The 19,090-nt window shown below is 70.3% G+C and carries 18 protein-coding genes and 1 riboswitch; of the genes, 11 read left to right on the forward strand and 7 right to left on the reverse strand.

Annotation, left to right across the window (positions count from 1 at the left end):
* From D7147_RS32460 to D7147_RS22015, 4 genes are all read left to right on the forward strand, one after another.
* Positions 1 to 225, forward strand: a 225-nt coding sequence (locus D7147_RS32460) for a hypothetical protein (protein ID WP_199734231.1), incomplete at its 5' end; no start/stop codon positions are given.
* Between the two features lie 225 nt (positions 226 to 450).
* The gene (locus tag D7147_RS22005) at positions 451 to 1,071 is read left to right on the forward strand and encodes an L-threonylcarbamoyladenylate synthase (protein ID WP_120680693.1); all 621 of its coding nucleotides are present in this window, start codon (positions 451 to 453) and stop codon (positions 1,069 to 1,071) included.
* Between the two features lie 30 nt (positions 1,072 to 1,101).
* Complete coding sequence (locus tag D7147_RS22010; protein WP_120680695.1) at positions 1,102 to 1,560, forward strand: SRPBCC family protein; 459 nt, start codon at positions 1,102 to 1,104, stop codon at positions 1,558 to 1,560.
* A complete protein-coding gene (locus D7147_RS22015; protein WP_120680697.1) occupies positions 1,550 to 2,113 on the forward strand; it encodes a TetR/AcrR family transcriptional regulator in 564 nt (187 codons plus the stop codon). The genes D7147_RS22010 and D7147_RS22015 overlap by 11 nt, the downstream gene beginning before the upstream one ends.
* 9 nt (positions 2,114 to 2,122) lie before the next feature.
* Here D7147_RS22015 and D7147_RS22020 read toward each other — a convergent pair whose 3' ends face one another.
* From D7147_RS22020 to D7147_RS22030, 3 genes are all read right to left on the reverse strand, one after another.
* Positions 2,123 to 4,309: an FUSC family protein gene (locus D7147_RS22020; RefSeq protein WP_120680699.1), complete on the reverse strand. Its 2,187-nt coding sequence runs from the start codon at positions 4,307 to 4,309 to the stop codon at positions 2,123 to 2,125.
* Positions 4,310 to 4,429: 120 nt separating this feature from the next.
* Positions 4,430 to 4,762, reverse strand: a complete 333-nt coding sequence (locus D7147_RS22025; protein WP_120680701.1) for a putative quinol monooxygenase — start codon at positions 4,760 to 4,762, stop codon at positions 4,430 to 4,432.
* Positions 4,763 to 4,897: 135 nt separating this feature from the next.
* Positions 4,898 to 5,467 (reverse strand): DinB family protein, encoded by a 570-nt coding sequence (locus D7147_RS22030; protein ID WP_120680703.1) that lies wholly within the window; start codon positions 5,465 to 5,467, stop codon positions 4,898 to 4,900.
* A 94-nt stretch (positions 5,468 to 5,561) separates the two neighbouring features.
* Between D7147_RS22030 and D7147_RS22035 the strand changes: the two genes are divergently transcribed.
* On the forward strand, positions 5,562 to 6,515 hold the full coding sequence (locus D7147_RS22035; protein WP_120680705.1) for a helix-turn-helix transcriptional regulator: 954 nt from the start codon (positions 5,562 to 5,564) through the stop codon (positions 6,513 to 6,515).
* 267 nt (positions 6,516 to 6,782) lie between these two features.
* Here the strand turns inward: D7147_RS22035 and D7147_RS22040 are convergent, their stop codons facing one another.
* The 3 genes from D7147_RS22040 to D7147_RS22050 all read right to left on the reverse strand — a co-directional run bounded on the left by D7147_RS22040 (position 6,783) and on the right by D7147_RS22050 (position 9,241).
* Positions 6,783 to 7,526 carry an N-acetyltransferase gene (locus tag D7147_RS22040; protein WP_120680707.1) on the reverse strand — a complete coding sequence of 248 codons (744 nt, stop codon included), beginning with the start codon at positions 7,524 to 7,526 and terminating at the stop codon, positions 6,783 to 6,785.
* Positions 7,527 to 7,621: 95 nt separating this feature from the next.
* Positions 7,622 to 7,924, reverse strand: coding sequence for a hypothetical protein (locus D7147_RS22045; protein ID WP_233563304.1), 303 nt, complete (start codon positions 7,922 to 7,924; stop codon positions 7,622 to 7,624).
* 300 nt (positions 7,925 to 8,224) lie between these two features.
* Positions 8,225 to 9,241, reverse strand: a complete 1,017-nt coding sequence (locus D7147_RS22050) for a methyltransferase (RefSeq protein ID WP_120680711.1) — start codon at positions 9,239 to 9,241, stop codon at positions 8,225 to 8,227.
* 316 nt (positions 9,242 to 9,557) lie between these two features.
* A riboswitch (cyclic di-AMP (ydaO/yuaA leader) is annotated at positions 9,558 to 9,748 on the forward strand.
* Here D7147_RS22050 and D7147_RS22055 point away from each other — a divergent pair.
* Positions 9,746 to 10,360, forward strand: a complete 615-nt coding sequence (locus D7147_RS22055) for a LysM peptidoglycan-binding domain-containing protein (protein WP_120680713.1) — start codon at positions 9,746 to 9,748, stop codon at positions 10,358 to 10,360. (Overlaps the previous riboswitch by 3 nt.)
* A gap of 165 nt (positions 10,361 to 10,525) precedes the next feature.
* Here D7147_RS22055 and D7147_RS32735 read toward each other — a convergent pair whose 3' ends face one another.
* On the reverse strand, positions 10,526 to 12,010 hold the full coding sequence (locus tag D7147_RS32735; RefSeq protein ID WP_199734233.1) for a hypothetical protein: 1,485 nt from the start codon (positions 12,008 to 12,010) through the stop codon (positions 10,526 to 10,528).
* A 317-nt stretch (positions 12,011 to 12,327) separates the two neighbouring features.
* On the opposite strand from D7147_RS32735, the gene katG reads away from it, so the two are divergent.
* The 5 genes from katG to D7147_RS22085 all read left to right on the forward strand — a co-directional run bounded on the left by katG (position 12,328) and on the right by D7147_RS22085 (position 19,017).
* A complete protein-coding gene (gene katG / locus D7147_RS22065) occupies positions 12,328 to 14,556 on the forward strand; it encodes a catalase/peroxidase HPI (protein WP_120680722.1) in 2,229 nt (742 codons plus the stop codon).
* Positions 14,557 to 15,335: 779 nt separating this feature from the next.
* Positions 15,336 to 15,998 carry an ABC transporter permease gene (locus D7147_RS22070; RefSeq protein WP_120680724.1) on the forward strand — a complete coding sequence of 221 codons (663 nt, stop codon included), beginning with the start codon at positions 15,336 to 15,338 and terminating at the stop codon, positions 15,996 to 15,998.
* On the forward strand, positions 15,998 to 17,197 hold the full coding sequence (locus tag D7147_RS22075; RefSeq protein ID WP_120680726.1) for a betaine/proline/choline family ABC transporter ATP-binding protein: 1,200 nt from the start codon (positions 15,998 to 16,000) through the stop codon (positions 17,195 to 17,197). Before D7147_RS22070 ends, D7147_RS22075 begins: the two co-directional genes overlap by 1 nt.
* Before the next feature lie 100 nt (positions 17,198 to 17,297).
* On the forward strand, positions 17,298 to 17,999 hold the full coding sequence (locus D7147_RS22080) for an ABC transporter permease (RefSeq protein WP_158609372.1): 702 nt from the start codon (positions 17,298 to 17,300) through the stop codon (positions 17,997 to 17,999).
* 46 nt (positions 18,000 to 18,045) lie between these two features.
* A complete protein-coding gene (locus D7147_RS22085; RefSeq protein ID WP_158609373.1) occupies positions 18,046 to 19,017 on the forward strand; it encodes a glycine betaine ABC transporter substrate-binding protein in 972 nt (323 codons plus the stop codon).
* Positions 19,018 to 19,090: the final 73 nt, after the last annotated feature.

Raw genomic sequence — 19,090 nt, forward strand, 5'->3', positions numbered from 1 at the left:
TCGATGGAGGACATCCTGACCTTCCCGGCCGGTCCGGACGCTCCCGAGGGACACCACGGCTACGGGCAGTACCGCGAGACCTACAAGAAGGTCGACGGGCAGTGGCTGATCGACTCGGTGCTGCTCACCCGTTTCTGGATGGACCCGCTTGAGAGCTGGACTCCGGCGGAAACCGCGACACCCTCGGACACCAAGAGCGCGCCGAAGACCACGAACGGCGAGTGAGGGATGCGGCGTGTCAGGTCAGGCAGCCTGACACGCCACCGCCCTTCCAGGGCGCCTGCCTGATCGATTGGGGCCAGGCGCCTCTTGGCAGCCGGAAGTCAATCCGGTCACGGCGAGCCCGGGGCCTAGGGACGTCGCGTGGGCTGCGGGCGCTCCGGGAGCACGAGTGCGGTGTCCAGTCGTTCACCGGGCCGACGTTCCTGGACACCCCACTATTCTCGACGCATGGCGAGGTACTACGACGTGCACCCGGACAACCCGCAGCCCCGGGCCATCGGCCAGGTCGTCGACCTGGTCCGTGGCGGCGGCCTGATCGCCTATCCGACGGACTCGTGCTACGCCCTCGGTTGCCAGCTCGGCAACCAGGACGGGCTGGACCGGATCCGGCAGATCCGGCAGCTCGACGAGCGACACCACTTCACGCTGGTGTGCCGGGACTTCGCGCAGCTCGGCCAGTTCGTCAAGGTCAGCAACTCGGTCTTCCGGCTGGTGAAGGCGTCGACCCCGGGCAGTTACACGTTCATCCTGCCGGCCACCCGGGAGGTGCCGCGTCGGATGCTGCACCCCCGCAAGCGCACCGTCGGGGTCCGCGTACCGGACCACACGGTCACCCAGGCGCTGCTCGCCGAACTCGGCGAGCCGCTGGTCTCGAGCACCCTGATCCTGCCCGGCGAGGAGGAGCCGATGACCCAGGGGTGGGAGATCAAGGAGCGGCTCGACCATCTCGTCGACGCGGTGCTCGACGCCGGCGAGTGCGGCAAGGAGCCGACCACGGTGATCGACCTCTCCGAGGACGAGCCGGAGATCCTGCGTCGTGGGGCCGGGGACACCGCCCGCTTCGAGTAGGGCGACGGTCATCTATGTACCATCTGGTACATGGACTACGCGGAGAGCATCGCCACGACAGCCGGAGCCGGCCGCGCCTGGAAGGCGCTCGCGGACGTGACCGCATATCCACGCTGGACGGCCTCGATGTCGTCCGTCGAGCCGCTCGACGCTCCGTCGCTCGCCGTCGGCAACCGGTTCCGGATCCGGCAGCCCGGTCTCCCGGTCACGGTGTGGCGCGTCCGCGAGGTACGCGAGGGCGCGTCGTACGTCTGGGAGGCGCACGCCCCCGGTGTGCACACCGTCGCGTACCACCGGGTGGAGGCCGAGCCGGGCGGAACGACCCGGATCACCATCGGGATCCGGCAGACCGGCCTCCTCGCCGGGCTGGTCGCGCTGCTGACGTCGGCGAAGACCCGGCGGTACGTACGGCTGGAGGCGGAGGGTCTGAAGGCCGCCGCCGAAGCCGGCGAGGCCTCGCACCCGGACGACGACGCCGATGGCCGCTGACCGGCGCGCCGCCCTGCTCGACCGCTGCCTCGCCTTCCTGGCGGAGGACGGCTTCAGCCACCTGAGCCTTCGGGAGATCGCCGCCGGCGTGGGCACCAGTCACCGCATGCTGCTCTACCACTTCGGCAGCCGGGAGGGCCTGCTCGCGCAGGTCGTCGAGCGGATCGAGGCGGAGCAGCGGGCGGCGCTCGCCGCGCTGGCGGTCGGGTCGGACGACCCGGCCGAGGTCAGCCGGCGATTCTGGCGGCGCCTGGCCGACCCGGCGCTGGCACCGGCGGAGCGGCTCTTCTTCGAGGTCTACGTGAACGCCCTCTACGACCGATCCTGGACCGAGCCGTTCCGCGCCTCGGTCGTCGCCGCCTGGACGGCGCCGGTCGAGGAGCTCTTCGTCCGGCTCGGCTTCGACGAGGCGCAGGCCCGCACGCGAACCCGGCTCGCCCTGGCCGCGACCCGTGGCCTCCTGCTCGACCTGCTCATCACCGGTGACCGGGACGTCCTCGACGGCGCTGCCGACCTGTTCGCGCGGGTCATCACGGCGCCGTCCCCCGAGTGAGACGACCGGTCACCGCGAGGGACGCTGGGACGGGCCGATGCGGCCGATGCGGGCGATGTGGTCGGCGAGGTTGGCGAGCAGGAAGTTCACCTCGACGAGGTAGCGGACCTGTTGGCCCGCGTTGCGTTCGTCGAGCAGTGGGCGACTGCGGTTCAGCTCGTCCACGCAACGGGTCGCGCTGACCATCGGATGCGGCGCCTCCCCACGGGAGATCTGGTCGGCGACCTCGTCGTACGCCGATCGGACCCGGCCGGCGGTCTCACGTAGCTGGGCCGCCGCCTCCGGCCAGCCGGCGAGGCGGCCAGGCTGGTTTCGGAACAGCGTCACCGGCACGGCGTGCAACGCGTGGTGCCCTGCGGAGAGCACCGCCTGCCAGTCCACCTGGCCGGCCGGCGGATCGTGGCGTTCACCGTGGTACTGGGCGTAGGAGGCGTCGGCCAACGCGACCGCCCGGCGCGCCCGCTGGAGCGCGTCATCCGGTCGCGGGCCGCCGAGCGTCGCCGCCACGGTCTGTTCGATCAGGTCACCGACCGCGCGGAGGTAGCCGGCGGTGTTCTCCCGCAGGTCGTGTCGGGCGCCTCGGGGCCAGACGAGCACGCCGGCGAGGATGCCGACCGCCGCGCCGAGCAACACGTTCACGAGACGGGCCTCGGCGAGCTGCACGCCGGCGGGCATGAGCTGAGCGAAGACGAAGGTGAGCAGCAGGGTGAAGAGCGCCTGCGCCCAGGACGGCCCCAGCAGCTTGCCGAAGGTGAAGGCCAGCACCATGGTGACCGGCAGCGCGACGACGTAGACGATCGAGCGGTTGACGAAGAGCATCAGTACGCCACTGGCGACCGCGCCGCCGATGGTGCCCAGCACCGCCGGCTTCAGCGCCGTGCGGGTGTCCATGGCCGAGGTGCGCAGCACGGTGAGCGTCGCCAGCAGCACCCAGAAGCCGTGTTGGAGGGGGAGCACACCGGCGACCACCCGGGCGGCGGCCAGCGCCACGGCGAGCCGTAGCGCCGACTGGAACAGGGCGGAGCGGATCGTCAGATGCGCGCCGAACTGCCGCCAGTACAGCCGCCACCGAGGCTGCCGCACGTCTCCGACCACGCTCGTGTAGCCGGCCACCGCGGGATTCGTGTCGGCGGTCGTCAACCCGACGGCGGCCCGGGCGGAGATGGCGAGAACGCTCACCTGGTTGGCGAGGCTCAGCGCTCCGGCATCCAGGCAGAGTCGCGACAGGTCCGCCTGCGTGACCGGACCGGTCGGAGCGGTGAACGCCCGTTCGGACGCGTCGATGGCCGCGTCCAGCTCGTCGAGGGCGACCGGCGGCCCGTCGTGCCGCAGGGTCCGGCCGGTGGCGCGGGTGGTGTCGGCACACGCCCGGAAGAGCCGCGCCGCCGCCAGGCCGGGAGGTGGCTGCGGTGGGGCTTCCGCCAGGATCCGCGTCACCTTGACCAGCACGCCCTGTAACGCCGCCTCGCAGGCCCGCAGCGCACGGTCGCGCGCGGCGGCGCTGGTCGGCCGCTCCGCCGGGGGGAACTCCGCCAGCCTGAGCCGGGCCACCGCCTCGGCGGCCTGTTCCTGTCGCGTCAACCGCTCGCGCCGGCCGTCCTCGGTGCCCGCGAGCACGTCCGCGGCGACGTCGAGCAGCACCGCGAGACGGTCCGCGGCGGAGACGAGCCGCCGGGGGTACGAGACGGGGGTCGGGTCCGGCCAGAGCAGCATCTCGGCGACGGCGAGCAGCAGCACGGCGACCGTCACGCCGATGAGCCGCTGCGGCAGGGTGCTCGGCTGATACGGCGGGAAGGAGGCGAGAATGTAGAAGAGCTGCAAGGCGCTGATCAGGCCGACCAGGCGCGGACCGCCGGCGCCGGCGAACGCCACGGCGAATCCGACGACGAGCATCCCGCCGGCCGCCGCCCAGAGGTTCCCCGCCAGCGCGGTGCCCAGGGAGATCAGCACCCAGGCGACCGGGAGCGCCGTGAGCAGGATCCGGGCGCGCTCGCGGGCGGCGCCCGGCAGCTGGGTGAAGGCGCCCATCGCGATCGCGCCGAAGAGTCCGTACGTGGCCAGGGTCGGGTTGCCGAGGCCGTAGCGGCCGCCGTAGAAGACGGCGGAGGCGACGAGGGTCAGCCGGGCGGCACGTCGTAGGACGACGTACCGCGGGTCACGGTGACGCACCCAGGCCAGGAGGCCGCTTCCGAGCACGCCTGGACTCCCGTCGCGCGTACCTCAGTCCCCGAGGCAATCTTCCATCCACGGGTCGCGGCGGGATCGGCTTTCGGCGTAATCGCCGCCGATGGAGGCCGTTGCCGGGCTCCCGCTATCTCAGGGGCGGTCCGGGACGGCCATCTCGCCGAGCTCGGACCAGTCCTCCTGCGGGACCGTCACGTTGACGATCTTCGGAGTCTCGGCGAGGTGCGGCGGCAGGGTGCGCTGCGCCGTCCGGAAGTGCTCGGACTGCACGTGCGCCCCGCCCGCGTCCGCGTCCCGAAACGCCTCGACCAGGACGTACTCGGTCGGGTCGGCGAGGCTGCGGGACCACTCGAACCAGAGGCAACCCGGCTCGGCGCGGGTGGCGTTGGTGAACTCGTCGACGATCTCGGGCCACCGGTCGGCGTGCTCCGGCAGCACCCGGAACTTCGCGGTAATGAAGATCATTCATTCCTCCCCACGGTGGCGGCGCGGAGCGCCGGACGGACGGCGTTCACCGTACCGGCGTCGGAACGCCACCGCAGCCGCCCGGGCGCTCGGTGTGGGGGCGCGGCTCACCGAACCCCCACACCGTGCTGCTGGTCAGCCCATGCTCTTCGCCCCGTCCAGGGACTCGCGGAGGATGTCGGCGTGGCCGGCGTGCTGAGCGGTTTCGCCGATGATGTGCATCAGCACCCGCCGGGCCGACCACCGCGCGCCCGGCTCGAACCACGGGGCCTCCGGTAGCGGGTGGGTGGCGTCCAGGTCGGGCAGGGTGGCGACCAGCTCGTCGGTCCGGCGGGCCACCTCGGCGTAGTCGGCCAGCACACCGGCCAGCGTCTCGTCGGGGAGCAGCCGGAACTCGTCGGCCCGTTTGGCCCAGTCGGCCTCGGTCATGGCGGTGAAGTCGTCCATCGCCGACGGGCCGGCCACGATGAAGTCAGCCCAGCCCCGCTCGGTCGCGGTGACGTGCTTGATCAGGCCACCCAGGCACAGCTCGCTGACGGTGGTCTGCCGCCCGGCCTGTTCGTCGGTGAGGTCGCGGGTGGTGAAGCGCAGGAAGTGCCGAGACTTGGCCAGCATCGCCAGCAGATCGGCCCGCTCACCCGTGGCGGCCGGCTCGTCTGCCCGGTCACCGGTGGCCCGCTCGGTGGCGGTCGTGGTCTCGCTCATGGTCTCACCCTCCGTTGTCCTGTTCCGGATCAGGACCCACGCTAGGGCGCACTGCGGACACTTCCTGACCTCTATTAGCGGAAGAATCACGGACATGGCGAACACCAGCACCCGGACGCTGCGGCTGCTCTCCCTGCTGCAGAGCCACCGGTACTGGCCGGGCGAACAACTGGCCGAGCGCCTGGGCATCTCCGTCCGCACCCTGCGCAGGGACATCGACCGCCTGCGCGAGCTGGGCTATCCGGTCGAGTCGCAACGCGGGGTGGACGGTGGCTACCAGCTCACCGCCGGTGCGGCACTGCCGCCGCTGGTGGTCGACGACGAGGAGGCGGTCGCCCTGGCCGTGGGGTTGCAGGCCGCCGCGCAGAGCGCGGTGGAGGGCCTCGCCGAGTCCTCGGTGCGCGTCCTGGCCAAGGTGGTGCAGGTGATGCCGGCCCGGCTGCGGCGCCAGGTCGAGGCGTTGCGCGCGATGACCCTGCCCGCCGGCTGGGACGGCCCGACCAGGCCGGAGGTAGACCCGGGAATGCTCACCGCAGTGGCGTTGGCCTGCCGGGACAGCGAGCACCTGCGGTTCTCCTACACCGCCGCCGACGGCCAGCGCACCGACCGGCATGTCGAACCACATCGGCTGGTCTCCCTGGGCCGCCGCTGGTACCTGGTCGCCTACAACCTCACCCGGCATCAGTGGCGCAGCTTCCGGGTCGACCGCCTCACCGCGCCACACGGCACCGGCTCCCGGTTCCGACCCCGCGACCTGCCCGCCGCCGACGCCGCCGAGTTCGTCCGCACCAGCCTGGGCAACATGCCCCACCCGTACCGGGTGGAGGCCCTCGTCGACGCCCCGGCCGCGGCCGTGAGATCGCGGATCGGCCGGTGGAGCAGAGTCGAGGAAGTCGACGCCGAGCACTGCCGGGTATTCATGACCGCCGACTCCCTGGACTGGCCGGCCATGGCGCTGGGCACGCTCGACGCCGACTTCCGCGTCCTCGACCCGCCCGAGCTGCTCGAACTGCTGCGGAACTGGGCAGCCCGGTTCAACCGGGCCTAGGGTCTGTTTCATGAGGCTCGCCCGAGCGAACCGAGGCCCAGGCGGCGGTCCGGCGAGGCGGAGGTTCGTGCGGATACCGGTGTGGTATCCGGACGAACCTCCAACGCGGCCGGTCGTCGCTTGGGGCCGGCGCAGCCGGGCACGGTCTCATGAAACAGACCCTAAAGTCTGCTGCGCGCACTGCGGTGACAGCACGAGCAAGCACCGGGCGGTGCGGCCTGGCCAGGCCACACCGCCACGTCTGTGCCACGCTCTGCTGAGCTGGAGCTAGAGGCGGTGCCGGACCCAGACGTTCGGCTCCACGTAGACGGCGTGATCGTGCGCCACGTCGCAGTGCACCGGTACGAGCGCACCCGGCACCCGCACCGGCCCGCTCGTGTCGAAGGGCAGGCCGGTCCAGCGCCGCCAGTCGGCGAGCGTGCCGGAGATCGTCATCGACCGCGTCGCCACCCGCTCGATGCGTCCACCGGCGCGTACGTGCACCCGCAGCCAGGGGTCGACCGGCAGCCCGTCCGGGCGGACCCGCCTCGCGTACTCGGTCATCGGCAGGTCGGGCTGGGCGTGTTTGCCGTTCGGCCGCACCGGCGCCACCAACGTGTCGTACCCCTGCTCCGCGGCGGCCCGACGCATGGCGTCCAGCATCAGCGCGGAGAGCCCACCGCCGCGCCGGTCGGGCCGGATGCAGATCTCCAACGCGGAGACGATGTTGGTCTCGGCGCCGCTGAGTCGGTCGACGGTGGCGCGCTGGATCATCCGGTCCCAGCCGCCGTCGGGCAGCTCCGGCTCGGTCCAGCGCAGCGGCACGGCGTACGCCCGGGCGACCGCCCGGCCCGGCTCCGCCGGATCGACGGCGGCGAAGACGAACTCCGGATACAGCTCGTGGGCGACGCAGTAGTAGACCGAGCCCATCGGATCCCAGAGCATGAACGGCGGCCACGCCCCGTCGAAGTCCTCGTCGAGCAGGGCAGCGAGCTCCGGCCGCTCGGCGAGGCTGGCGATGTCGATGGTCACGGCCGCACGGTAGGGGCCCCGCCCCCGCGCCCGCACCTCATATTTCGACGCCGACGGCGCTCCCGGGCCGCGCTACGGGACGGCGCGGCCCCGCCTCACGCCGCGGTGCGGCGGTTCGCCGGCGGCATCGGGACACCGGACCAGGCGGCGGGGGAGTTGTAGGTGACCGCGACGGCGGGTTCACCGGCCGGGCCACCCTGCGCCGCGCTCAGCGCCCGCTGGGCGTTGTTCCACGCCGTGCACGGCCACGGCTCACCGGCGCACAGCAGGTTGCGGCAGCCGCCCTCGCCGTCGGGCTCGTGCGCGTCGGCCACCTCGAGCGCGAGCTTCCACAGCAGCGGGTCGGTCACCTCGTCAGGGCGATCTGTGACGGCCTCGCTACGGCTTGTTTCGGACATGGCTGTCCCCCTCGGGTTCGTGTCCGCCCTACCTTCACCACTGTCTCCCCCCGGTAAACCCCGGTGGCTGGGCGCTGAGCTGCCGGGGTCTCCGTTCCGGATTGTTGCCGACGCGGCCCGGTCCACCCCAGCTTTGACCGCCCACCTGTCGCAGTCATCACGGGAGGTACGCCCCGATGACCACCGCGGATCACCGTCCGCAGTGTCCTGGTGCCGTACGGTCATCGCCGGTGGCGCAGGCGCGTGGGCCCGGCGGCGGCCGGGCGAAAGCATCCGGCCGCCGCACCCACCGTCCCGCGGTCAGGCCCGGCGGGCCACCACCGCGCCGTTGGCGCCCGGAGCGTCGAACAGCACCGTGCGGATGTCGACGAAACCGGTGTCGGTGAGCCAGGTCGCGTACTCGGCGCGGGAGTAGTTACGGCCGCCCTCCGTCTCGACCACCATGTTCATGCCCATCAGTGCCGCCGACGGCGGGCCGGTGCGCTCGTCGTTGAGCAGCAGCTCGCAGATGACGACAGCCCCGCCGGGTGGCAGCGCGGCGTGGCACTTCGCCAGCAACGCCCGGTTCGTGGGCTCGTCCCAGTCGTGCAGGATCATGCTCAGCAGGATGACGTCGTATCCCTGCGGCAGTGCGGGGGCGGCGAGGAAATCACCGGCGACGGTGCCGATCCGGTCGCTCAGGTCGGCGGCCGCTATCCGCTCCTCGGCTCGTACGCAGACATGCGGCAGGTCGAGCACGGTCGCCTGCAGCTCGGGCAGGGTCCGGCACAGCTCGATCGGGAATGCTCCAGCCCCGCCTCCGACGTCGAGCAGCGATCGGTGCGCGCCGAAGTCGTACGCGCCGGCCAGGGCCCGCGCGGTGAAGCTGGACGTGGAGTACATCGCGTCCCAGAACTGGCTGATCATCTCCGGGTCGCTGGTATCGAACATCGACTGCTGGCTCTGCGGGTCCCAGGTCAGCGGCCGGTCCGTGTGCAGCGCTTCGGAGATTCGATGCCACGGCAGATACGTACGCAGGTCGGAGTAGCGGATCTGGCCGCCGAAGTAGTACGGGCGCCCCTCGACCAGGAACTGTTCGGCGAGTTCGGAGTTGCGGTAGCCCGCGCCGGAGCGCTCCAGCAGGCCGAGTGAGGCGCACGCCGCCAGCAGCATGTCCGCCGGGCGCTCGGCCAGACCGAACTCGGCGGCTGCCTCGCCCACGGTGATGGTGCGCCCGCCCGCGAGCCGGGTGAACAGGCCGAGCTCGACGCCGACGGCGAGAGTCTTGAAGCCCCAGACACCGGCGACGAGATTCATCAGGGGAGTTGGATTGATCATGAAGACATCAGAGCATGCGCATCTGTTTGACATGTCGGGGGTGCCGGGAGTTGGTCGGCTGCTGGCGATCTGATTCGCGCGGCGCGACCGGCGATGTCACGTCTGGTCGTCGTTCGGTGGGCAGGTCGTGACCATCCTCCCTGTCGGACGGTTCGGTCCCGCCGGAAGCGTCCGGTTCGTCACTGCCGCACAGCCGGGCGAGGCGCGCAACTCGAGCGCCGGCCGCCCCGCGCGACCCGGTGAAGAACTTCACAGGAAGTGGGCAATCGTCGCGAATGGTGCCTAGCGTCGGTCGGGTTCGCCGACGCGAACACCGCGACCGGTAACGCCAAATCCTGCCGCCGGTCGTCGGAACGTCACCCGGGCAGGAGCGGGGGACCCACCGTTTCCCGGCGTCGCCCGCCTCCCAGGTCAGGGCGGCGCCTCGGGGTGAAGCCGCCCATCGTGCGGCCGGGCTCCTCAGTCCGAACCCGACAGCTCACCTCGTCGGCGTGGAGGAAACCAATGGCATCTGCCTACCATCCCCGTCACCGTGCCGTCACCGCCAGTCGCCTCGCCGTGGGCACCCTGGCCGCCGGCGCGATCACCGGCGCCGTCGCGCTCTTCGGTGCCGCCCCCGCACAGGCGGCGGTCAACTGGGACGCCATCGCCCAGTGCGAGTCCAGCGGCGACTGGCACATCAACACCGGGAACGGCTACTTCGGTGGCCTGCAGTTCTCCCAGAGCACCTGGGAGGGGTACGGCGGCACGAAGTACGCCGCCCGCGCCGACCTCGCCTCCCGTGCCGAGCAGATCGCGATCGCCGAGAAGGTGCTCGACGGTCAGGGCATCGGCGCGTGGCCGACCTGCGGCAAGGAGGGGGGCTCGACGTCGTCGAAGTCGACCGGCGCGTCGAAGCGCCCCTCGGGCGGCGAGACGAAGTCCACCACCGGCACCCGGCAGCACGACACGTCGACCCCCGGCGGCGAGACGTACGTGGTGAAGCCGGGGGACACCCTCTCGGAGATCGCCGCGGCGCAGCACGTGGCCGGCGGCTGGCACGCCCTGTACGAGCGCAACAAGCGAGTGGTCGGCGACGACCCGGGATTGATCTTCCCGGGTCAGCGTCTCGCCGTCTGAGCCCGCAGCGCGTGGCTTCCTGATCTCCGGATCCGGGTCGCCGGCCGTGGGTGGTCGGGGTCGGTCCGACCGACCCCGACGGCCGCGGCTCGTCGTCCACCGCGCCGTCCAGCCGAGCGGTCCGGCCGACCCTGAGCCGCCTGAACGCCGAGCAGTCGGCGGCGCTCAGGCGGTCAGCAGCCCGGCGAGGCTGAGCTGGTTGACGGCGGCGCCGACATCGGCCCCGGGGACGCGGGTGAAGAGCGCCGCCACGTGGTGCGCGGTCGCCCCGCCGTTACCGATGGCGGTCAGCAGGGCCGCGCAGGCGGGGTCGGTGCCAGGACCGGTCTGGCTGGTCATCGCGCGCACCGTCTCGTCGAAACTCCGGACCGGCGGAAGGGGCACGTCGAGTTCACCGGACGTGTCGGTGGCTCCCCGGTGCCAGCGGCCACCGACCCACCAGAGGCAGAACGTCAACAGCCCATTGCGGTTGCGGGTGTTGAGAACGCTGTCGGTGACCCAGGCGGGCGCTCCGGAGTAGAGGTCGGGCAGCGGCCGGCCGCCGTTGTAGGCGGCTTCGAGCAGGGGAGAGTCCCACTTCCCGCCGGAGAGGACCGCGCGTTCACCGGGGAGCACGAAGAGGACCGAGCCGCTGCGACGGTCGCTCTCGTACCAGGCGTGGCCGGGGAAGATCCGCGGACCCCAATCCGACCTGACGCCGACGTACACGGCGGAGAGCGCCGCCCATCGGGCCCAGACGTCCGCCAGTTGGGGGACGCCGTCGACGGCGACGCCGTTGCGGCCGGTGGCGGCTGCGGCGGCCGCCCGCTGCGGATCGCGTCCCTGGGCGGCGGGCCCGGCGACGTATCCGGCGAGCCAGACCGGTACCCGCGGGCGGGGGTAGGCGGCCAGGTCGTTGCGGTAGTGGTCGGCGGTCAACAGTTGGTCGTCGGGGAAGGGCTGGTCGCCGTAGTCGTACTCCACGGTCAGCACACCGCGGTTCGTGACGGTCAGCAGCAGCCGCCACCACGGCCCGGCCGGCATCTGCGCGGCGACGTCGCGTTGGTGGCGAACCAGTTCGCCGATGCTCAACGGCACGGGCGCCGCCGCCGACCTGTCGCCGGAGAAGAACCACAGCTGGGCGACCTCGGCGGAGACGGTGAAGGCGAATTCCGCCGAGAGCCGGTCCCAGCCGGGCGGTCCGAGTTGGGCCAGCTGTTGGGCGATCGGCTCGAGCAGCCGGGACGCCTCCGCGGCGATGGCGGCCTCGTCGGGTGAACCGTCGACCACGGTGAAGCTGCTGACGGCCGGCGGATGCCCCGCCGCGGCCTGGTGGAACGCCCGCTCGAACTCGGCCATGAACTGTGCCTCGTCCGACCCGGCGGAGGCGTGCGCGTTCGCGATCTCCTGCGTCGTGAACCGGTCCTGCGCCGCCTGGGGAGGGACGGAGGAGGAGACCTCCTCGATGCGGCCGGAGTCTCCGACCAGGAACACCGACCGCCCCACCGGCATGTCGAGGAACGCCATCGGGTCACTCTCGTCGACGATGACCGGCGCGTACACGCTCCAGCCCGCCTCGAAGCGATCCGCCGCCAGTCCTTCGGTCGGGTAGTCCAGGCCGTGGGACCGGATCCAGTTCGCCACCAACGAGATGGCTTGCGCCGCGTCCATGCATGATCCTCTCGCCGGGCCCTCACCCTATGCGGGCCGTCGAGGATCCGGAAGGACTCCCAACCGGCGTCGGCAGGGCAGGCCGAGTGACGTCCAGCCCATTATCTTGACTGATTCCAGAAAACGAAGAAGACTCCCGGGCGCGCGGTGCATACGCATTCGTGCCCCGACCCGGACCCGCAACCGGCCTGACCGCCGCCGACGACCACGGCTCCACGATCGGCGAGACCCAGGCCGGCCACCGGGGCCGTTCGCCCCGGCCGGTCCGTCCCGAGCAACACCTGATCCCCCTGAGAAGTAAGCACGGAAGGAACCCGATGTCCGAGAACCACGACGCCGTCGTCCACGACGCGGAGGCGGGCAGCGAGTCACGCTGCCCGGTCGCGCACGGACGCGCCCCCCACCCGACCCAGGGCGGCGGTAACCGCGGCTGGTGGCCGAACCGGCTCAACCTGAAGATCCTCGCCAAGAACCCGGCCGTGGCGAACCCGCTCGGGGTGGAGTTCGACTACGCCGAGGCGTTCAAGTCCCTCGACCTGGCCGCCGTCAAGCAGGACATCGCGCAGGCCCTGACCACCTCGCAGGAGTGGTGGCCGGCCGACTTCGGCCACTACGGCCCGTTCATCGTTCGCATGGCCTGGCACAGCGCGGGCACCTACCGCATCAGCGACGGCCGTGGCGGTGCCGGCGCCGGCCAGCAGCGCTTCGCACCCCTGAACAGCTGGCCGGACAACGGCAACCTCGACAAGGCCCGCCGCCTGCTGTGGCCGGTCAAGAAGAAGTACGGCAAGAGCCTCTCCTGGGCCGACCTCATGATCCTCGCCGGCAACGTCGCCCTCGAGTCGATGGGCTTCAAGACCTTCGGCTACGCCGGTGGCCGCGAGGACGTCTGGGAGCCGGACGAGGAGGTCTACTGGGGCCCCGAGACCACCTGGCTCGGCGACGAGCGCTACACCGGGGACCGGGACCTGGAGCAGCCGCTCGCCGCGGTGCAGATGGGCCTCATCTACGTCAACCCCGAGGGCCCCAACGGCAACCCGGACCCGCTCGCCTCGGCCCGGGACATCCGCGAGACGTTCGGTCGGATGGGGATGAACGACGAGGAGACCGTCGCCCTGATCGCCGGCGGCCACACCTTCGGCAAGACCCACGGTGCGGGCACCACCGACCACGTCGGCCCCGAGCCGGAGGGCGCCCCCATCGAGGAGCAGGGCCTCGGCTGGAAGAACAGCTTCCGCACCGGCAAGGGAGCGGACACCATCACCAGTGGCCTGGAGGTCATCTGGACCACCACGCCGACGAAGTGGACCAACAACTTCTTCTGGAACCTCTTCGGCTACGAGTGGGAGCTCACCAAGAGCCCGGCCGGCGCGCACCAGTGGACGCCCAAGCACAACGGCGGTGCCGGAACCGTGCCTGACGCCCACGACCCGTCGAAGCGGCACGCCCCCGGCATGCTGACCACCGACATCGCGCTCCGCGTCGACCCGGTCTACGAGCAGATCTCGCGGCGCTTCATGGAGAACCCCGACGAGTTCGCCGACGCGTTCGCCCGGGCCTGGTTCAAGCTCACCCACCGCGACATGGGCCCGGTCGTCCGCTACCTCGGCGCGGAGGTCCCCGCCGAGACGCTGATCTGGCAGGACCCCATCCCGGCAGTGGACCACGAGCTCGTCGACGCCGAGGACGTCACCGCCCTCAAGGCGCGGATCCTCGCCTCCGGCCTCTCCGTGTCCCAGCTGGTCTCCACCGCGTGGGCGTCCGCGTCGACGTTCCGCGGCGGCGACAAGCGCGGCGGCGCCAACGGCGCCCGCCTCCGCCTCGAGCCGCAGAACAGCTGGGAGGTCAACAGCCCGGACGAGCTGGCGCGGGTGCTGGGCGTCCTGGAGGGGATCCAGGAGGCGTTCAACGCCACCCAGGCCGGAGGGAAGAAGATCTCGCTGGCCGACCTGATCGTCCTCGCCGGTTCTGCCGCCGTCGAGCAGGCCGCCCGGGCCGCCGGCGTCGACGTCGAGGTGCCGTTCACGGCGGGACGTACCGACGCTTCGCAGGAGCAGACCGACGTCGAGTCGTTCGCCGCGATGGAGCCGACCGTCGACGGGTTCCGCAACTACCTCGGCAAGGGCCACCGCCTGCCGGCCGAGTTCCTGCTCGTCGACCGGGCGAACCTGCTGACCCTGAGCGCGCCCGAGATGACCGTCCTCGTCGGTGGTCTCCGCGTCCTGGGTGCGAACCACCGGCAGTCGGCGCTGGGCGTGCTCACCGACACCCCCGGCGCGCTGACCAATGACTTCTTCGTCAACCTGCTCGACCTGGGTACGACGTGGAAGGCGACGTCCGAGGACGCGAACACCTTCGAGGGCCGCGACGCCACCGGCGAGGTCAAGTGGACCGGTAGCCGGGCCGACCTCGTGTTCGGCTCCAACTCGGAGCTGCGGGCGCTCGCCGAGGTCTACGCGAGCGACGATGCGCGGGAGACGTTCGTGCACGACTTCGTGCGGGCGTGGGTCAAGGTCATGAACCTGGACCGGTTCGACCTCGTCTGAACCTCCTGACAGTCCAGGCCGGCCCCGCGCGGGGCCGGCCTGGCCGTTCCTCGGCTCGGATGGCTTACCGCAAATGTGCGGGTCACCACCGGCCAGGTGAGACGGCGCGTACGCCCTTCCTTCGCCACCGACGAGCGGACTCACCTGATTGGTCGGCCGGAGATTCGACGCACCACCGTTGCGGCCTACCTCCTGATGGCCTTGCGGCCCGGTGGGTGCGGGGACTGCCGAGCCGGGACGGGGCGCTCGGTAGGACCCCGGTTGACACACTGAGCAGCTTCGACCTCGCCGTCGGCGAACGGGAGGTCAGGACCACAAGGGCGTGGAAGCGGCCGAGCTCCACGGCTGCCCCGCGATGTGCCGTCACGATCGACGTCGAAACGGTCGGGAGGTGCGGACCAGGCCCTCCTGGCTGCACACTCAATGAGTTTTCCCGGTATGACCAGGACCATTGTCGACCAATGTCGGCTGGCGAATGCGTTGCAACGGTCGCCTGGTATTAGATGTCCGGATCTCTCAATACCTCGGGACGTTCGACAACTTACTCCGGCTCCACCTGGATGCGTTAATCAAGCCGTCGGCCGGCCCATGACACGAGGTCCAATGGCGACCGTCGCTCGCTGCGCACGGGTACGTCCCGCACCGGTAATTGCGTAGTCACTTCACGAGCGTGCGCCGCCGTCGTCGAGCCCGGACGGACCGGCCACGTGACAAGCAGCCCGGCCGCAGGCCAGGGCCCCCGTCAAACGTGAAACGTCATCCGTTAAGCTGGCTCGCCAATGACGTTCCTCGACTACATCTCCGGCGTGCCCGCATATCTGGAACGAGAGTGGCCTGACCTGCTCGAGCTGACCGTCGAGCATTTGCTTGTGGTATTCGTCACAATTTTGCTGGCGACTGTGATCGCACTCGGGTTGGGCCTGGCAACTTATCGCAATCGAAGCGGAGCCAGAACTGTACTCACGGTGACCGGCGCCTTCCTGACCGTGCCGTCGTTTGCCCTGTTCGGACTGTTCATACCTATTTTCGGTCTCGGGGCGGTGCCCACGGTCGTCGCGTTGGTGCTGTACGCACTGCTTCCCATCGCACGCAACACCATCACCGGGCTGCGTTCGGTCGATCCGGCTGTCGTCGAATCGGCACAGGGCATGGGGCTCTCCCGCCGCCAGCGGCTGCTCCGCGTCGAGCTACCGCTCGCCTGGCCGGTCATCATGGCCGGCATACGTGTGTCCACACTGATGATCGTCGGGATCGCGGCCATCGCGGCCATCGTCAACGGGCCCGGCCTCGGTGGTCCGATCTTCCAGGGGCTCTCGGCGATCGGCACCCAGCGCGGATTCAACCTTGCCTTCAGCGGAACGCTCTTCGTGGCGGTGCTGGCGCTGCTGCTGGACGGCGTCCTTGGCGTGGTCTCGAGGATGACGACATCGAAGGGGCTGTGATGACTGAGCATGAACAAGGGACCATGGCGGCGGCAGCACCCATCCGCCTCGAGTCGTTGACCAAGCGCTATCCGGGTCAGGCCGAACCGGCCGTGGACAACCTCACCATGGACATACCGGCGGGCGAGATCGTGGTTCTGGTCGGACCCTCCGGCTGCGGCAAGACCACCAGTCTGAAGATGATCAATCGGATCATCGAGCCGACCTCGGGACGCATCTTCATCGACGGCGAGGACGTGACCGACGTCAACGCCGATCAGCTACGCCGCCGGATCGGCTATGTCATCCAACAGATCGGCCTGTTCCCGCACATGACGATCGCCGAGAACATCGGCATGGTGCCTGGGCTGCTCGGGTGGAGCCGGTCCCGGATCTCCCAGCGCGTCGACGAACTGCTGGATCTGGTGGGTATGGAGCCGTCGGCCTACCGCAAGCGATACCCGAAGGAACTGTCAGGCGGTCAGCGCCAACGGGTCGGGGTCGCCCGGGCGATGAGCGCCGATCCTCCGGTGCTGCTGATGGACGAGCCGTTCGGCGCCATCGACCCGATCACACGCGAGCGCCTCCAGAACGAGTTCCTCCGCCTACAGAACGACCTTCGCAAGACCATCGTCTTCGTGACCCACGACATCGACGAGGCGATCAAGCTCGGCGACCGGATCGCGATCCTCACGAAGGGGTCGAAGATCGCGCAGTACGACACCCCGGAGGCGATCCTGACAGCTCCGGCCGACGACTTCGTCGCGGATTTCATCGGCTCGGGCGCCTCCCTCAAGCGACTGAGCCTGAGCCGGGTCCGGGACGTGGAACTCAACCAGTGGGCGGTCGGCCGGCTCGACGACGATCGGGCACACCTTCGCCGGACGCTCGCCGACGGCGATCACGGGTCGCTGCTCTTGCTCGACGAGAACCAGCGACCGGTTCGCTGGGTCACCGGCCACGACCTGGCCCGTTCGGGCGAATCGCTCGACCGGGTGGGGCTTCCTGCGGCGGCCACAGTGGAGCCACATGCCACACTGCACGACGCACTGAACGAGATGGTCACCTCGCGGGTCGGATGCGCCATCGTCGTCGACGACCAGCGCCGGTACCAGGGCATCGTCGACATGCGCACAGTCATGCGGGCCATCGACGAGATGCGGGAGAGCGTGCAGGCCCGGGACCGGGACACGGCAGGTCGGCCGACGGAGGCCGTTTAAGGTGGCCATCCCAGCATTCGGGGCCAGGACCCGCGAGGCCGCGCCCAACGCCGACGACCTCCTCACCGAACTCGGCGGACCGTCACGGTTCTGGCGTCGGTTGGGCACCCCGGCGTTGCTCGCCGCCGTCTGCCTGGCGCTCTACCTCTACGTGCGCAACCAGGATCTCGACAGGATCTCCCAGGCGAGCCTCAACGCCGACACTATTCGTGAGAAGTTGATCGAGCATGTGGAGCTCACCTTCGTCTCCACCCTGATCGTCGTCCTCCTGGCAGTGCCGTTGGGGGTGGTGCTGACCCGGCCGGCGGTCCGGAGGTTCTCCCCAGTAGTGCTCGCCGTCGCCAACATCGGTCAGGCAACGCCGTCGATCGGGGTTCTGGTGCTGATGGCGATCACCGTCGGCATCGGCTTCGACCAGGCTGTCTACGCCCTGGTCATCTATGCCGCGCTGCCGGTCCTCCGTAACACCATCGTCGGTCTGAACCAGGTCGATCGCATGCTCGTCGAGTCGGGCCGGGGGATGGGTTTGAGTGGCTGGCAGGTGCTTCGCCGCGTCGAGCTGCCGCTGAGCGTGCCGGTCCTACTTGCCGGTATCCGCACGGCGCTCATCATCAACGTCGGCACCGCCACTCTGGCGACCTTCGTCGGTGCCGGAGGCCTCGGCTTCCTTATCGACCAGGGGATCCGCTTCGACCGGATGCCCGTTCTCATCACCGGAAGCGTCCTCACCGCCGTTCTGGCACTGCTCCTTGACTGGGTGGCCGGCATCGTCGAGGACGCTCTGCGCCCCAAGGGGCTTTGACCCACCGCGGCTTCGTCCGATGTCGTTGGGTATCAGAGGAGGAAACATGAGCAACACGAAGAAACGAGGACGGTGGCCTGTGCTCGCCGGCGCACTCGCGCTGGTGATGTTCGTCGCCTCGTGCGGCAGCGACGGCAACGACGATGTCGCGGGTAGCGGAAGCATCGGCGAGAAGTTCGACCTCGGCGGCGCGACGCTGACCGTCGGTTCCAAGGAATTCACCGAGCAACTCATCCTCGGGAATCTGACCAAGCTCGCGCTCACCGCCGCCGGCGCCAAGGTGGAGGACCAGATCGGCTTGCAGGGCAGTACGACCGTCCGCGGCGCGCTGACCTCCGGCGAGATCGACCTGTACTGGGAGTACCTCGGCACCGGCTGGGTGACCTACCTGCAGAAGGAGAAGGGCATCCCCGGGGCGAAGGCGCAGTTCGAAGCGGTCCGCGACGCCGACGCCGCCAACGGTGTCGCCTGGCTCGATCCGGCCCCTTTCAACAACACCTACGCGATCGCGGCGAGCAACGAGACCGCTGAGCGGCTCGGCGTCGCCTCGATCTCCGACGTCGCCGCGCTGGTCGCCAGCAACCCCGGGGAGGCGACCTTCTGCGTCGGCGGGGAGTTCTCCACCCGGCCCGACGGTCTACCCGGCCTCGAAAAGGCGTACGGCTTCAAGCTCGCACCGGGCAACGTCTCCAACGTGCAGGACGCCCTCGTCTTCAACCAGGTCGACAAGGGTGATTGTGCCTTCGGCTCGATCACCTCCACGGACGGCCGGGTGAGTTCTCTCGGTCTCACCGTGCTGACCGACGACAAGCAGTTCTTTCCGCCCTTCAACGGATCCGTGAACGTTCGGGCCGAGGTGCTCGCCAAGCACCCCGAGATCAAGGAGATCTTCGCGCCGATCGCGACGGCGCTCGACGACGCAACGATGGTCGAGCTCAATGCGAAGGTCGACGTGGATGGTGAGGATCCGGCGGATGTCGCCAAGTCCTGGTTGACGGAGAACGGCTACATCGGTTGACAAGACTGTCTCGTAGGGCTTCGAAGCCCTCCGGGCGCGCGAACGATCAAGGCCGTGACCTGTGGAGCCACGG

Source organism: Micromonospora musae, from assembly GCF_003626545.1.
GTDB classification, from domain to species: domain Bacteria; phylum Actinomycetota; class Actinomycetes; order Mycobacteriales; family Micromonosporaceae; genus Micromonospora; species Micromonospora musae.